The organism is Reichenbachiella sp. (genome assembly GCF_033344935.1).
GTDB lineage: Bacteria > Bacteroidota > Bacteroidia > Cytophagales > Cyclobacteriaceae > Reichenbachiella.
The window spans coordinates 3,432,850-3,447,143 of sequence record NZ_JAWPMM010000001.1 but is presented as its reverse complement, the minus strand read 5'-3'; the positions used below and the strand labels follow the sequence as shown (position 1 = coordinate 3,447,143).

The 14,294-nt window shown below is 40.2% G+C and carries 14 protein-coding genes and 1 tRNA gene; 14 read left to right on the top strand and 1 reads right to left on the bottom strand.

Features of this window, described 5'->3' with window-relative positions; all coding sequences use genetic code 11:
• The first annotated feature begins 144 nt into the window (after positions 1–144).
• The 4 genes from R8N23_RS14905 to dprA all read left to right on the top strand — a co-directional run bounded on the left by R8N23_RS14905 (position 145) and on the right by dprA (position 3,940).
• Entirely contained in the window at positions 145–1,128 is a 984-nt protein-coding gene (locus R8N23_RS14905; RefSeq protein WP_318172408.1) for a M23 family metallopeptidase, read from the top strand.
• A gap of 128 nt (positions 1,129–1,256) precedes the next feature.
• The gene (locus tag R8N23_RS14900) at positions 1,257–2,444 is read left to right on the top strand and encodes a CapA family protein (RefSeq protein ID WP_318172407.1); all 1,188 of its coding nucleotides are present in this window, start codon (positions 1,257–1,259) and stop codon (positions 2,442–2,444) included.
• A 4-nt stretch (positions 2,445–2,448) separates the two neighbouring features.
• Positions 2,449–2,793: a MerR family transcriptional regulator gene (locus R8N23_RS14895; protein WP_318172406.1), complete on the top strand. Its 345-nt coding sequence runs from the start codon at positions 2,449–2,451 to the stop codon at positions 2,791–2,793.
• 40 nt (positions 2,794–2,833) lie between these two features.
• Positions 2,834–3,940 (top strand): DNA-processing protein DprA, encoded by a 1,107-nt coding sequence (gene dprA, locus R8N23_RS14890; RefSeq protein WP_318172405.1) that lies wholly within the window; start codon positions 2,834–2,836, stop codon positions 3,938–3,940.
• A gap of 13 nt (positions 3,941–3,953) precedes the next feature.
• Here dprA and R8N23_RS14885 read toward each other — a convergent pair whose 3' ends face one another.
• Entirely contained in the window at positions 3,954–4,805 is an 852-nt protein-coding gene (locus R8N23_RS14885) for a hydroxymethylglutaryl-CoA lyase (protein WP_318172404.1), read from the bottom strand.
• A 230-nt stretch (positions 4,806–5,035) separates the two neighbouring features.
• Here R8N23_RS14885 and rpsA point away from each other — a divergent pair, with 230 nt between their 5' ends.
• The 10 genes from rpsA (at position 5,036) to vgrG (ending at position 14,283) form a co-directional block, all read left to right on the top strand.
• Positions 5,036–7,057: a 30S ribosomal protein S1 gene (gene rpsA, locus R8N23_RS14880; RefSeq protein WP_318172403.1), complete on the top strand. Its 2,022-nt coding sequence runs from the start codon at positions 5,036–5,038 to the stop codon at positions 7,055–7,057.
• Positions 7,058–7,203: 146 nt separating this feature from the next.
• Positions 7,204–7,274 (top strand) — tRNA-Cys (locus tag R8N23_RS14875).
• A gap of 415 nt (positions 7,275–7,689) precedes the next feature.
• On the top strand, positions 7,690–8,262 hold the full coding sequence (locus R8N23_RS14870) for a DUF4255 domain-containing protein (RefSeq protein WP_318172402.1): 573 nt from the start codon (positions 7,690–7,692) through the stop codon (positions 8,260–8,262).
• Positions 8,259–9,074: a hypothetical protein gene (locus R8N23_RS14865; protein ID WP_318172401.1), complete on the top strand. Its 816-nt coding sequence runs from the start codon at positions 8,259–8,261 to the stop codon at positions 9,072–9,074. The genes R8N23_RS14870 and R8N23_RS14865 overlap by 4 nt, the downstream gene beginning before the upstream one ends.
• 24 nt (positions 9,075–9,098) lie before the next feature.
• The gene (locus tag R8N23_RS14860; RefSeq protein WP_318172400.1) at positions 9,099–10,679 is read left to right on the top strand and encodes a phage tail sheath family protein; all 1,581 of its coding nucleotides are present in this window, start codon (positions 9,099–9,101) and stop codon (positions 10,677–10,679) included.
• A gap of 44 nt (positions 10,680–10,723) precedes the next feature.
• Positions 10,724–11,188, top strand: coding sequence for a phage tail protein (locus R8N23_RS14855; RefSeq protein WP_318172399.1), 465 nt, complete (start codon positions 10,724–10,726; stop codon positions 11,186–11,188).
• Entirely contained in the window at positions 11,188–11,646 is a 459-nt protein-coding gene (locus tag R8N23_RS14850) for a phage tail protein (RefSeq protein ID WP_318172398.1), read from the top strand. Before R8N23_RS14855 ends, R8N23_RS14850 begins: the two co-directional genes overlap by 1 nt.
• Before the next feature lie 18 nt (positions 11,647–11,664).
• Complete coding sequence (locus R8N23_RS14845; RefSeq protein ID WP_318172397.1) at positions 11,665–11,832, top strand: DUF5908 family protein; 168 nt, start codon at positions 11,665–11,667, stop codon at positions 11,830–11,832.
• Positions 11,832–12,491, top strand: a complete 660-nt coding sequence (locus R8N23_RS14840; protein ID WP_318172396.1) for a LysM peptidoglycan-binding domain-containing protein — start codon at positions 11,832–11,834, stop codon at positions 12,489–12,491. The genes R8N23_RS14845 and R8N23_RS14840 overlap by 1 nt, the downstream gene beginning before the upstream one ends.
• Before the next feature lies 1 nt (position 12,492).
• Positions 12,493–14,283, top strand: coding sequence for a type VI secretion system tip protein VgrG (vgrG, locus tag R8N23_RS14835; RefSeq protein ID WP_318172395.1), 1,791 nt, complete (start codon positions 12,493–12,495; stop codon positions 14,281–14,283).
• Positions 14,284–14,294 lie beyond the last annotated feature (11 nt).

Below are 14,294 nucleotides of genomic sequence, written 5' to 3'. Positions count from 1 at the left end.
CAATTACTTAAAATTGAATTTATTTGTTATTTAAAAAAATGTATTAAATTGCGAGCAGAATTGTAATGCTAACAAGCCGTAAAAATAGAAATATTAGCGACCACCCGAAAAACGAAGCACAAAGTTAGGATATTCTGATTTAATATGGCTAGAATAAAATACTATTACGATACCGAATCTTGTAAGTACGAACGCGTAAAAGTTTCTACTTGGGACATTGTTCTCAATTCATTAGGATTTCTTTCATTTTCATTGATTTTGGCAGTAGGCATTTTCTACACCTATAATCTCTATTTTCAATCTCCTGTAGAGGCTAGATTAGAAAAGGAGAATGAAGAATTGAAGTACTATTATGAGTTGTTGCAGAGCGAATTGGCTGAAGCATCAGATATGTTGTCGTCACTTCAGGAACGAGATGATAATGTGTACAGAGTGATTTTTGAAGCAGAGCCGATTCCTGCATCTATCAGAGATGCTGGAGTAGGAGGGGTAAATCGCTATAGAGAGATCACGAGCAAGAATTTGGAAAAGGAAGATTTGGTTATTGAGCTGCACCAAACTTTAGATAAACTGAAGAAGCAGATGTATATTCAAACGAAATCTTATGATGAACTATTGGATATGGCAGCCAATAAGGACAATTTCTTCGCAGCTATTCCAGCTATTCAACCAGTATCCAATGATGAGCTGAAGAGGTTGTCTTCTGGGTATGGTATGAGAATACATCCAATTTTAAAGGTTAGAAAATTGCACCCTGGAATAGATTTTTCTGCCCCAAAGGGAACACCCATATATGCAACTGGAGATGGAGTTGTACAGCGAGTTAATGTAAGTTTGGGAGGATATGGCCGACAGGTTGAAATTGATCATGGGTATGGCTATGTGACTAAGTATGCACATATGGAAATGTTTAATGTGAAAAAAGGACAAAAGGTAAAAAGGGGCGAGTGCATTGGATATGTTGGAAACTCTGGACGATCAACCGCTCCTCATTTGCACTACGAAGTAAGAAAGGATGGTAAAATCATTAACCCGGTTCATTATTTCCACCAAGATTTGAATCCAACGGAATATGAAGAGATACTAAGGTTAGCTTCAATTGAAAATCAAGCTTTAGGTGATTTTTAATTCATTCAAAAAAATAAATTAAAACCTCGACTGTTCAGTCTAGGTTTTTTTATACCTGTGGGTCTAATGTGGAAAACTTCTGACCTCTTCATGGCGACTAAGTCCCGGGTCAATTCTAATTTTGGAAAATGCTTAGAAATCTATTCTATGTATTTTCTATCACCCTGCTGATGATGGCTTGTAAGTCGCAAAAAGTGGTTTCGACTTTACCTGTTGAGGTAGAGACTGTGGCCATTGATTCAACTTTACTTGAGCCGAAATATTGGATAACAGCCGAATTGGATACTTTATACTCTTTGGATGAAGAAGTAGAAATAGCATTGACCCGTGTGATTAAAGATACCCTGACTTTGATAGGAGTAGGTGATATTATGATGGGGACAAATTTTCCATCTGAAAGATATTTGCCAGGGAATGATGGAAAGGATCTTTGGCTAGAGGTATCTGATACTTTGCGTCAAGCAGATGTCACTTTTGGAAACCTCGAAGGAGTCATTTTGAACGAAGGCGGAGATCAAAAAAAATGCAGAAACCCAAAAGTGTGTTATTTATTTCGTTCACCTGAATCCTATCTAAATAATCTTGTAGTGGCAGGGTTTGATGTGGTAAGTTTGGCTAACAATCACGCTGGCGATTTCGGCCAACCTGGGCGAGACAATACGATGAGATCTTTAGATTCTTTAGGGATTAATTATGCCGGATTGTTAACTGCACCTACCACGACTTTTATGGTAGATGGCATGCGGTATGGGATGGTGGCGTTTTCTCCTAATATTGGAACCGTGAGTATTCACAATCAGGAAAAAGCTATAGCGTTAGTTGAGCAGTTGGACTCACTGGTGGATGTTGTGATCGTGTCTTTTCATGCCGGAGCCGAGGGGTCAAAACATGAACATGTAACCAGAAAAACAGAAATGTTTTATGGTGAAAACAGAGGCAATGTATACGAGTTTGCTCATTTAATGATTGATCATGGAGCAGATGTGATCTTTGGGCATGGACCTCATGTGTCTAGAGCGATTGAAGTATATAATGAGCGATTTATAACCTACAGTATGGGTAATTTTTGTACCTATGGAAGGTTTAATTTAAGAGGTGTGAATGGCATTGCACCTATAGTGAAAGTAGAAACTAATTCGGAAGGTAAATTTCTAAGAGGTCAGTTGATTCCAATCGTCCAGCTAGGGGCGGGTGGACCAAAAATTGACTCTAAAAAACGAGCCATTTCGAAGATCAGGGAGTTGACTAAAAAAGATTTTCCCGAAAGTAATTTATTGATTGACGATTCAGGTTTTATTACCTATCTTAACCGCTAGAACTGTGCCGTACAAAGAAAAGGAAATAACGAAAAGATATTACACCATTGGCGAAGTAGCCGATGATTTAGGTGTAGCTACTTCACTCATTCGCTTTTGGGAAACAGAGTTTGATATCATTAATCCTAAGAAGAACCGTAAGGGGAACAGGCAGTTCACTCCGGAGGATATCAAAAAAATAAAGATGATTTATCATCTGGTAAAAGAGAAAGGTTATACCCTCCATGGGGCAAGAGATTTTATTAAAAATGATGCCAATGCAGCTATGGAGAAGATTGATATGATTCAATCACTTAAAAATATTCGTGGATTTCTTTCAGAATTACGCGACAGCATTCAGAGAAGTTAATTAGCTAAATTTTTGTTGAATTATTAATTTTTTTCATTCTATGAATGAAAACGAAAACAGCTATGTGCTGGCGCTGAAACTCACGCCTGGCATTGGCGATGTTTTGGCTAAACAGTTGATCAGTTATTGTGGGTCTGCCTCTGCTATTTTCTCAGAAAAGAAAGGAGCCTTGCTTAAGATTCCCAACATTGGTGAAAAGACAATCAAAGCACTCACTTCAGGGAGTTTCATTAAGCAGGCAGAAGCAATTATTCAAGATTGCGAAAAGCAAAAGATTGAAATTGTCCCATATTTTCATGCAGATTTTCCAGAGAGACTCAAGTCAGTGAATGATGCGCCCCTATTGATTTATACTAAAGGAAAGTCGAGTTTTTCGGAATCAAAAATGATTGGGATTGTGGGGACGCGAAATGCTACTAATTATGGTAAACAAATCACAGAAAAAATAGTCGAAGAATTAGTGCCTCACAATGCTGTTGTAGTGAGTGGCCTCGCCTATGGTATTGATATAGCTGCACATCGAGGTGCACTTAAGAATGATTTACCAACGGTAGCGGTGTTGGCCGGTGGGTTGGATAAAATCTATCCATCAGTCCACAAGAAGAGTGCCCTGGAAATGCTAGAAGATGGAGGTGGATGGATTAGTGAATATCCACCAGGAACTAAGCCAGACCCTCATAATTTCCCTTTAAGAAATCGAATCATTGCTGGAATGACGGAGGCGCTTATTGTAGTAGAGGCGGCAAACAAGGGTGGAGCTTTGATTACAGCTAATATTGCTTACTCGTACAACCGAGAAGTTTTTGCAGTTCCAGGGGACCTTGAAAGTAAATACTCAGAAGGGTGCAATGCGCTCATTCGTGCTCAGAAGGCCAATATATTCACAGGCATAAAAGATTTGGAGTATCTGTTAGGCTGGGAAAAAGGCGAGTCTAAACCTGTAAAACCTGTTGTAGATTTAAGTGCTTATGGAGAGTCAGAGCGTAAAATTATATCAGTGCTTGAGGAGTTTAAAACCGGCCTGCACCTGGATGAACTGAGCTGGAAGACTCAAATCAATGTGCATGAAGCAGTGAGTCATTTGTTGACGTTGGAATTTGCTGGGTTGGTTAAATCCTTGCCGGGCAAGAGGTATATGAGGGTCTGATTATTAATTGAGACTATCTGCCTAAGAATACCTCAGGAGCCATGTTCAACACATGTTCAAATACTTTTTTATCATATTTGATATCAATGTTGTGTTGTTCGAAATAAGCGAGCATGGTTTCGGTGGCAATATTCCCAACGAGCTTGTCTTCAGCCATTGGGCAACCACCAAATCCGTTGATGGCTCCATCAAATCTTCGACACCCAGCTTTGTATGCGGCGTCAATTTTCTCAACTGCCGTATCTAGGTCAGAATGTAAATGCACCCCAAATTCGATGCCTTCAAATTCGTTCGTTATGCTCTTGAATAAAGTTGTAATGTTTTCTGGATTAGAAACACCGATCGTATCAGCAAGAGAAATAATTCTAACATCCATTGCTTTCAGTTTGGATATAAACTCTGAGACATAAGGCATTTCATAAGGATCCCCATAAGGATTACCAAATCCCATAGAAAGATAGGTGACCAATGTTTTGTTGTGATCGTGACAAAGGTCCTGTATGATGTTGATTTGTTCGAATGCTTCGGCTATGCTCTTGTTGGTGTTGCGCTGCTGAAAAGTCTCTGATAGCGAAAGAGGAAAGCCTAAGTAGTCTATTTGTTCATGTTCACAAGCATCATGTGCGCCACGGGTATTGGCGATGATAGCCAGTAGTTTTGATTGGGTATGGTCTAAATCCAGATGGGCCAGCACTTCAGCTGTGTCCTTTAGTTGAGGAATGGCCTTTGGAGAAACGAAGCTTCCAAAATCTATGGTGTCGAATCCCACCTTGAGCAATTCGTTGATGTACTTGACTTTGAGTTCTGTAGGTACAAATTCATGCAATCCTTGCATGGCGTCTCGGGGGCATTCAATTATTTTCATAAGTGGATTTTTCAGCAAATTAATACCAAAAGATGATTCAAGAAAACAACCACTTTAATAAGAAGTGATATTCGTCCTGATTTTAAGTATTAATTGTGCATTAAAATATATAAATACCTATCTTTGCGCTCCATTCGAGTGAATGGGTCTCGATGAGTCGAGAAAAACACAAACAAAATGGCGCATTTTCCGAGTCCGGAATGACGCTGTAAATCAGGACTCACATTATAATGGAAAATAAAGAAGAATTAGAAAATCAGTCAACTGAAGCAGCTAAAGAAGCTGTAGTAGAAGAAACTGCTGCTGCGCCTACTGAAGAGGTAAAAGAAGAAGCACCTAAGGCTGAGAAGAAAGCAACAAAAGCTCCTAAGACTGAAGTGGCTGTTGTAGAAGACGAAGAAGAATTTGACTGGGACAATGTTCAGCCAAAAGGATTCGGAGACGGATACAACAAAAAGCAAAGAGAAGATCTTGAAGCACTTTACGGAGATAGCTTAAATACTATCGAAGAAAAGCAGGTAGTAGAAGGTACTGTTGTGAGTATGACTTCAAGAGACGTGATCTTAAACATTGGATTCAAATCTGATGGGTTGGTATCAGCGTCAGAATTCAGAGATACACCGGACCTTAAGCCTGGTGATACTGTAGAAGTTTACATCGAAGAGCAAGAAGACAACAATGGTCAGTTGGTTCTTTCTAGAAAGAAAGCGAAGATCGTTGGTGCATGGGAAAAAATCCAAAAGTCTGCCGACGAGGATTTGGTCATCGACGGTATGGTGAAGAGAAGAACCAAAGGTGGTTTGATCGTGGATATCTATGGAATCGAGGCGTTCTTGCCAGGTTCTCAGATCGACGTGAAGCCTATCAGAGACTTCGATATCTTCGTAGATAAGAAAATGGAAGTGAAAGTTGTGAAAATCAACTACACTAACGATAACGTGGTTGTTTCTCACAAAATCTTGATTGAGAAAGATCTCGAAAAACAAAAAGCTCAAATCCTTGAGAACCTTGAAAAAGGTCAGGTACTTGAAGGTGTGATCAAAAACATGACCAATTTCGGTGTATTCATCGATCTTGGAGGTGTAGATGGTCTACTTCACATTACTGATATCTCTTGGGGTAGAGTAAATCACCCAGAAGAAGTATTGAATCTGGATGAGAAAGTAAATGTTGTTGTTCTTGATTTCGACGACGACAAGAAGAGAATTTCTTTGGGTATGAAGCAGTTGTCAGAGCACCCATGGGATTCACTAGACAAAACTGTTGAAATCGGATCTAAAGTGAAAGGTAAGATTGTGAATGTAGCGGATTACGGTGCGTTCTTGGAAATCCAGCCTGGCGTTGAAGGTTTGATTCACGTTTCTGAAATGTCATGGTCTCAGCACTTGAGAAACCCTCAAGATTTCATCAACATTGGTGATGAGCTAGAAGCTGTAGTATTGACGATCGATAGAGACGAAAGAAAAATGTCTCTAGGTATCAAGCAATTGACTGAAGATCCTTGGACTAAGCAGGACGTATTGACTAAATACGCTGTAGGTACAGATCACAAAGGAATCGTGAGAAACTTGACAAACTTCGGATTGTTCATCGAGCTTGAAGAAGGTATCGACGGTTTGGTTCACGTATCTGATTTGTCTTGGACTAAGAAAGTGAAACACCCTTCTGAATTCATCAATGTAAACGAAGAGCTAGAAGTAAGAGTACTTGAGCTTGACGTAGACAACAGAAGATTGGCACTAGGTCACAAGCAATTGGAAGAAAACCCTTGGGATACTTTCGAAACAGTATTCGCAAGAGGAACTTCTCACAAGTGTACAGTGACTAACATCATCGACAAAGGTTCAATTCTTGAATTGCCTTACGGTCTAGAAGGATTCGCTTCTACTAAGAACATGAAGAAGGAAGACGGTTCTAAGCCAGCAATTGGTGATAGCCTAGACTTCGTAGTAGTTGACTTCTCTAAGGATGACAAGAAGATCACTTTGTCTCACGTAGCAACTTACTCTGACGAGGTAGTGGAGAAAGCTCCAGCACCTAAGAAGAAAGCTGCAGCTAAGAGCAAAGGAGTAGACAAAGTAAACGCTGATTCTGAGAAATCTACTATGGGAGATATCGCGGCACTTTCTGCATTGAAAGAGCAAATGGAAGCTAGCGCTACTAAGCCTGCTGCTAAGAAAGCTGCCCCTAAGAAGGCTGCTGCTAAGAAAGAAGAAGATAAAGGTGAAGCTGCTGAAGGAGCTGAATCTTAATCAGAAATATATTTAATAGAAAGGTACACTTCGGTGTACCTTTTTTTTGTGCCTTGCGTTAAGAAAAAAGCGATTTTTTAGCGAATAGAAATAGCAAATTGTTTGCAGGGGATTTAATTAATTCTAATTTTGTGTCTCCAAAAAATGGTCCTGTGGCCGAGTGGCTAGGCAGAGCTCTGCAAAAGCTCGTACAGCGGTTCGAATCCGCTCGGGACCTCACTTAAAGACTACTCATTGAGTAGTCTTTTTTTGTTTAAACGTTTTTGATTCGAATCTTAGAGAAGGAGCTGTTTGAATCTTTAAATCACGAGGAACTATACGCGTGTCAGTGCGTATGAGTAATCGGCTCGGGACCTCAAATTTTAAAATCTAATTAACTGTTAGCTAATTAATTAGATTTTTTATACACCTATAAATTCTCTGCTATTAAATGATTAGGTCTTACCATGGATCTATACTATTGGAAAGTGGACAACTTGTATTAACGGTAACAGGGTAAAGCGTACTCGGGCATTAACATTAGGCAGGTAAGATATTTAGTTAGGTATTAAGGGTCGAAATATTTTTTTTAAATAGAGGGTAACCTTTTTGGCAAGAAGGTATTAATGGTGTGAAAAACAAACCTAAGCACCTTGATCAAAGAAGCCCTAACCTATATCGCTGACGATTTGGATACTTTCTTGAAAAGAAAGTATGTCACTTCTGAAAGAAGTGTAAAGTTGGGAAGTATTCTTAACCAGGATGGAAGTGTACCTGAAGAAAACAGAAATAAAATAATCATTTCTGTTATCAACCTTGAGCATGAGTCAACCATACCAAATGCTATTCACGGCAAACAATTTAAAAACCATTTTGATCAAGTAAATCCGCCTCTTTGTTTCAACGTCAATGTGATGGTGGCGGCACTTTTCAATAATTACGAGGAGTCACTCAAATTCATTTCTGGAGCATTATACTATTTTCAGGCTAAGAGCCATTTTGATGGCCAAAATTCTCCAGGGTTGGATCCTGAAATTTTTCAGTTGAGTGCTGAAGTTATGAAACTCAACTCAACAGAGTCCTTCAATTTATGGTCTTCCATGGGGACCAAGTACATACCGTCAGTCCCTTTCAAAATCAGAATGATCACCTTTCAAGGCGATCAGACTGAGCGGAATATCCCCAATGTTACAGCGGTTAAAGAACATGTTCAAGCAGACGTATGAAGGCATCAAAGTACATATTGTTGGCAGACGTAAAAATTTTACATACTTACTATTCAAATGGAATCTTTAGAGATTTGAAAGTTATCCCTGAACAACGTTCTGAAGCTTTTATTTGGAATCGAGGTTTGATCTTTAGAACGACGGAAACAGGTTTTTCCATTTACCATCTAGACGATTTTGATGCTGATTATTTACGAGAGCTGATCGCTTTTTTCGGGCAGTTTTATCTTCGTTTTCAGCTGTATAGTACCAATGAGCAATTTACGTTTTTCACTAACACCCCGTTGGATGAACTAGTTACATTCAGTTTTAGCAACAAAAAAAGTCTAGAGCAGGAGGCGACTAATCTTCTGGTACCTGATCATCAGATCAACTTATTTGAAGCAGAGTCCATCGGGCATGTGGATCTTTATCTTGATGAATTTTTGAGCGAGGAGAAGATCACTCCTAAGATTTATACCATACGATTTGAAGCAAGAAACACACAATGGAATTACTATGTAGTTTCTCCTGATGAGAGAAGCTCTTATGAGATCAATGATCCCGAGGGTAGTTTGTTGGATGGCCCTCAATCAGCTCAAATGCCCAATGGACAGAAGGCATTCCGCTTTAGTTCTGGGGATCAGCTTTATCCTATTCAGGAACGATACGAAAAAACATTTTCACTGAAAAAGAAAGATCATAGAGAAGATGACGAAGAAGTGCTCATAGAAAAGCTACCTACGGCGTCGCCCAGCTCTATTACGAATATTGAAAAATTGAATCAAGCTGAGTCAAAAGTGGCTCAGTCGACAATGTATATCTATTTATAAAACAAGAAACTTAAATATAAAATTATGTCATTATCACCATTGGCTACACAGACCCCCGGCGTTTATATTGATGAAGTAAATGCTTTTCCAAATTCAGTTGTAGAAGTTGCCACCGCGGTTCCTGCATTTATAGGCTATACACCGAACGCCGCTTATGAGGGAAAGTCTTATTTAAATAAGCCAGTTAAAATTACTTCGATGAACGAATTTCAGGCTTTTTTCATGGTTCCAAACCCTCCGGCACCAGCACCCGCTGCGAAACAGTATTTTCCTGAATACTACATTACTAAGCAGAAGAAAATGCCTGAGAAAGGACATGCCTATCATATCAACGGAGACATCTACACTGTGGAACCAGACCCTGGAACGATCTACTATCTGTATAACAGTATCCGTTTATTTTTTGAAAACGGTGGAGGTTCTGCCTATATCGTATCAGTGGGTCCCTATGGGACACCTACGAAATCACCAGTTACACCGGGCGATCAGATTGTAAATCCTAATGTTAAATTATCTGACCTCATGGGCGGCGTGGAGTTGCTTAAGAAAATTGAGGAGGTTACGATGTATGTTGTGCCTGAGGCTACTCTTCTTACTCCCGATGATAATAGCACATTGATGGAAGCGATGTTGTTGCAGAATGGAGATATGGGAACAGCCATGTCTTTACTGGATATCATTGGTGGTAATAATCCTGATCCGATTCTATACACACAGGACATTCAAAATTTCCGTAACTCTACTGGCATGAACTCGCTCAAGTATGGTGCTGCATATTACCCATTCTTGAATACGACCATTACTGAAATAGGTGAGATTGACTATGGTAATATAAATGGAGGGGATGTAAGCGCTTTGGCTGATATTGTGAACCCACCCGCTGCACCAAATGCTTCCGCTGAACAGATATTGGGTAATATCAAGAGTCCTCCAGCAGGAATGACTTCTAGTCAACTTAATCAAGCTCTGATGAACTCTAGTAAGCAATACAAACAAATAATGGGGATTATTCAAGAGCAAATCAACACGCTGCCACCAAGTGGCGCAATGGCAGGAGTATATACTCAGGTTGATAATACCAAAGGTGTTTGGAATGCTCCAGCCAATGTGACTCCCGTTGGAGCGGTCGGACTAACATTAAATATTAATGACTCTATGCAAGCTGGTCTTAATGTAGATGCGGTAAGCGGAAAATCAATCAATGCGATCCGTTTCTTTAATGGATTAGGCATTCTGGTATGGGGCGCTCGTACCCTTGATGGCAATAGTGATGATTGGAGGTACATTAATGTTCGCCGTACCGTAACCATGATTGAGCAATCTGTTAAGCTGGCTAGTCATCCATTCGTCTTTGCTCCAAATGATGCGAATACCTGGCAGACAGTCAAGAGTATGATAGAAAATTTTCTTGAAAATATCTGGAAGGAAGGGGCACTTCAGGGTTCAACACCCACTGACGCTTTTAATGTAGCAGTTGGTTTGGGTACAACAATGACTGCTCAGGATATTTTGGAAGGTACGATGAAAATAGCGGTCAAAATCGCTGTCACTCATCCGGCAGAATTCATTGTTATTGAAGTGGAACAAGAGATGGCTAAATCATAGGTCATTAGTAAGTAAAATATCTAAAAACATAAAACTATAAAATTATGGCTGGTAAAGACGGTAGTACCGAAAACAACATTTGGCCAATGCCCAAATTCAGGTTTTCCGTTGATTGGGGAACCATTAAACAAAACATTGCATTTCAGGAAGTTTCTGGATTAGAAGCTGAAACCCAGGTGATTGAGTACCGGGCAAGCAATAGCACCTTGTTTAGTACGATAAAAATGCCGGGCATTGCCAAATACGGCAATGTGACTATGAAACGTGGGATTTTTGTAAAAGACAATTCATTTTGGAGTTGGTATAGCCAAATCAAAATGAATACAATAAAAAGACAGACGGTGACCATCAAGTTGCTGGATGAGAATGGTAAACCTACCATGACCTGGACCTTGAAAAATGCCTGGCCAACGAAAATCACCGGTACAGATTTAAAGTCTGACGGAAACGAAGTGGCTGTAGACACAATTGAGATCGCACACGAGGGACTAAAAATTTCTAACGGATAATGGGTAAATCGAGCACATATTACCCGCCTCCATCTTTTTACTTCCGGTTATCCTTTAGTGGGATATCTGGTCAGGCTGATGCCGGATTTCAAGAGGCTTCTGGCATCAGCACACAGATTGAAACTGAGGAGGTCGTCTGTGGCGGAGAGAACCGATTCAAGTACAAACTGCCTAAAACTATAAAGTCGGAGAACCTGATATTAAAGAGAGGTTTGGTCACAACCAGCTCTCAATTGGCTGCCTGGTGTAAGGATACTTTGACTTCAGATTTGGGAACCGTCATTCAGACCAAGTCTATAATGCTCTCATTGCTCGGAGCCGAAGGAAAGCCTTTGATGAGCTGGAGTTTTGTGAATGCTTATCCGGTTAAATGGAGCGTGTCTGATTTTAAATCGCAGGAAAACTCTCTTTCGATCGAGACTCTGGAATTTGCTTATTCCTACTTCAAGAAGGTATAAATCTAAAAAAAGAATGTGATGCCAGTAGAAATTAAAGAACTCATTATTAGAACTAATATAGTATCAGATACTGGTGCCGCCAGACAAGGTGAGTCGGCTCAGATTTCACCAAAAGTTCGAACAGAGATCATAGATGCATGTGTGGAGAAGTTGATGAAAATCATAGAAAAAAATAGAGAGCGCTAATGTCTGGGAAACTACAACCACTTACTATAGAGGGCTACAAGGATGAGAACTTCAGTAGCCAGGTCGGGTCATATACGGCTATGCTGAATCCTGAATCCTATTCACATAGCCTTAATGTGCAGTATAGCGAAGAGCAAGGAGCGGGTACGCCGGATGCCTCTATAAAGTACGAAAAGAGTACACCATCATCTGTTAATTTTGATTTGGTATTTGATGCTACAGGGGTTGTAGACAAGAACCGAACAGACTTGACCTCTGAAATCACAAAGTTCAAGAAGGTGGCCTATGACTACAATGGGTCCATTCATAGTCCTAATTTTCTCAAACTGATCTGGGGTAAAGCCATGCTTTTTAAGTGTCGCCTTACCACTATGAAGATCAACTATACGCTGTTTAAGCCGGATGGTTCTCCCTTACGCGCAAAAGTCAGTGTGACGTTTAAGGAATTTCAGAATCCATCTGAAGCGATGGAGGATAATTCTCCTGATATGACTCATGTGAAAACGGTGATAGCAGGCGAGCAATTACCAGCTCTTACTTATGATGTTTATCAGGATGAATCTCAGATGTTGATGGTGGCCGAGCACAATAAGCTTGATACACTGATGCATATCAAACCAGGGACTAAACTGTACTTTCCACCACTAGTCGTTCATTGATATGTTAGCTTCACCAGTCATAAAAAAATCGGATTTAGTTACCTATCAGATATTGGCAGATGGCAGCCCCATTAAGGACACCTACAATGTTAAGTCGATTGTGGTTCAAAAAAAGGTTAATAGGATCAGCGGTTGTGAAATACATATTGTAGATGGCAACGCGGCAACCGAAGATTTTCCTATTAGCGATTCATCTACTTTCTTACCTGGAGTCAAAATAGAGATAAAACTGGGCTATGACGGTACCAATCAATCAGTATTCAAAGGCGTAGTACTTCGTCAAAATTTGAAAGTAAAAAAAATGGGCGGCCCTATTTTGGAGGTGATTTGTAAGGACGAGTCTATAAAAATGACCAGTGGAAGAAAAAACGCCTATTTCAAGCAGCAAAAGGACAGTGATATTATTAGTTCAGTTATTGGAAATTATGGAGCCTTGCAGGCTGATATAAGCGCGACTTCCAATCAGCATCCTGAAGTGGTTCAATATTACTCTACAGATTGGGACTTTATCCTATCACGCGCAGAGACTAACGGCATGGTAGTGATGACAGATGCTGGAAAAGTTTCAGTCAAAAACCCTGATGATGAGACGGATGCTGTTGTGACTGTTACCTATGGTCAAGATTTATTGGAATTTGATGCCACCCTTGATGCGCAGTATCAATTCAAAAGCATAAAGAGCAATGCTTGGGATCTAAAAAATCAGAAGATTGTGAATGGTCAATCCACCATTTCGGATTACGGACAGGGCAATGTCTCCAATAGTAGCCTTTCTAGTGTGATGGGTGTTTCCGATTTTGGACTACAATCTACTGTCCCTTTAGAAGAAGGGGATTTGAATGCTTGGGCCAAGGCACAAGCCACAAAGTCTAAATATTCTAAAATAAGAGGAACGCTGAGCTTTCAAGGCAACGGAGACACTATACCCGGTAAATTGATAGATATCAAAGGAGTGGGTGCCCGATTCACTGGTAAAGCGATTGTTTCAGCTGTGGAACACCGATTTGCAAATGGCAATTGGATTACCGAAGCAGAAATTGGTATGACCCCCGAATGGTTTTCTGACCGCGTGGCAATGCAGGCTTCTTTGGCATCCGGCCTTTTGCCAGGCATTCAAGGCTTACAGAATGGGACTGTGAAGCAAATTGATCAGGACCCTGATGGTCAGTTCCGAGTGCTGGTTGACGTACCTATTATCAAGGAAGGAGGAGATGGTATTTGGGCCAGACTGTCCAATTTTTATGCAACCAATGAAGCAGGGTCGTTTTTCTATCCTGAGGTAGGAGACGAGGTTATTTTAGGTTTTCTTAATGAGGATCCTAGGTTTCCAATCATTCTTGGTTCTTTATACAACAGCAATAGCAAGGTAGCGCCTTATACTCCCGATGAGCAAAACAGTAAAAAGGCTATTGTAACAAAAAACAAACTGAAGCTTGAATTCGATGATGAAAACAAGATCATCACTATTACTACACCAGGTGAGAATAAAATGATTTGGAGTGATCAGGATCAAAACATTATGATTCAGGATCAGAATGAAAACTCGATTGAGTTATCCTCTTCCGGAATCACCATCAAAAGTGCTTCCAATATGAATTTGCAGGCAGCAGAAGCTATTTCAATAAAAGCAGGAACCAGTGTGACTGTAGAAGCGGGAGAATCGATTTCACTGCAAGCCTCATCGATTACAGCTCAGGCCGAAATGGAAGCGCAGATAGAGGGAGGTATGACAACGACGGTTTCAGGAGGAGAGGAAGTTTCGATCAATGGAGCAATGGTTATGATTAACTAAAAAGATAAAGA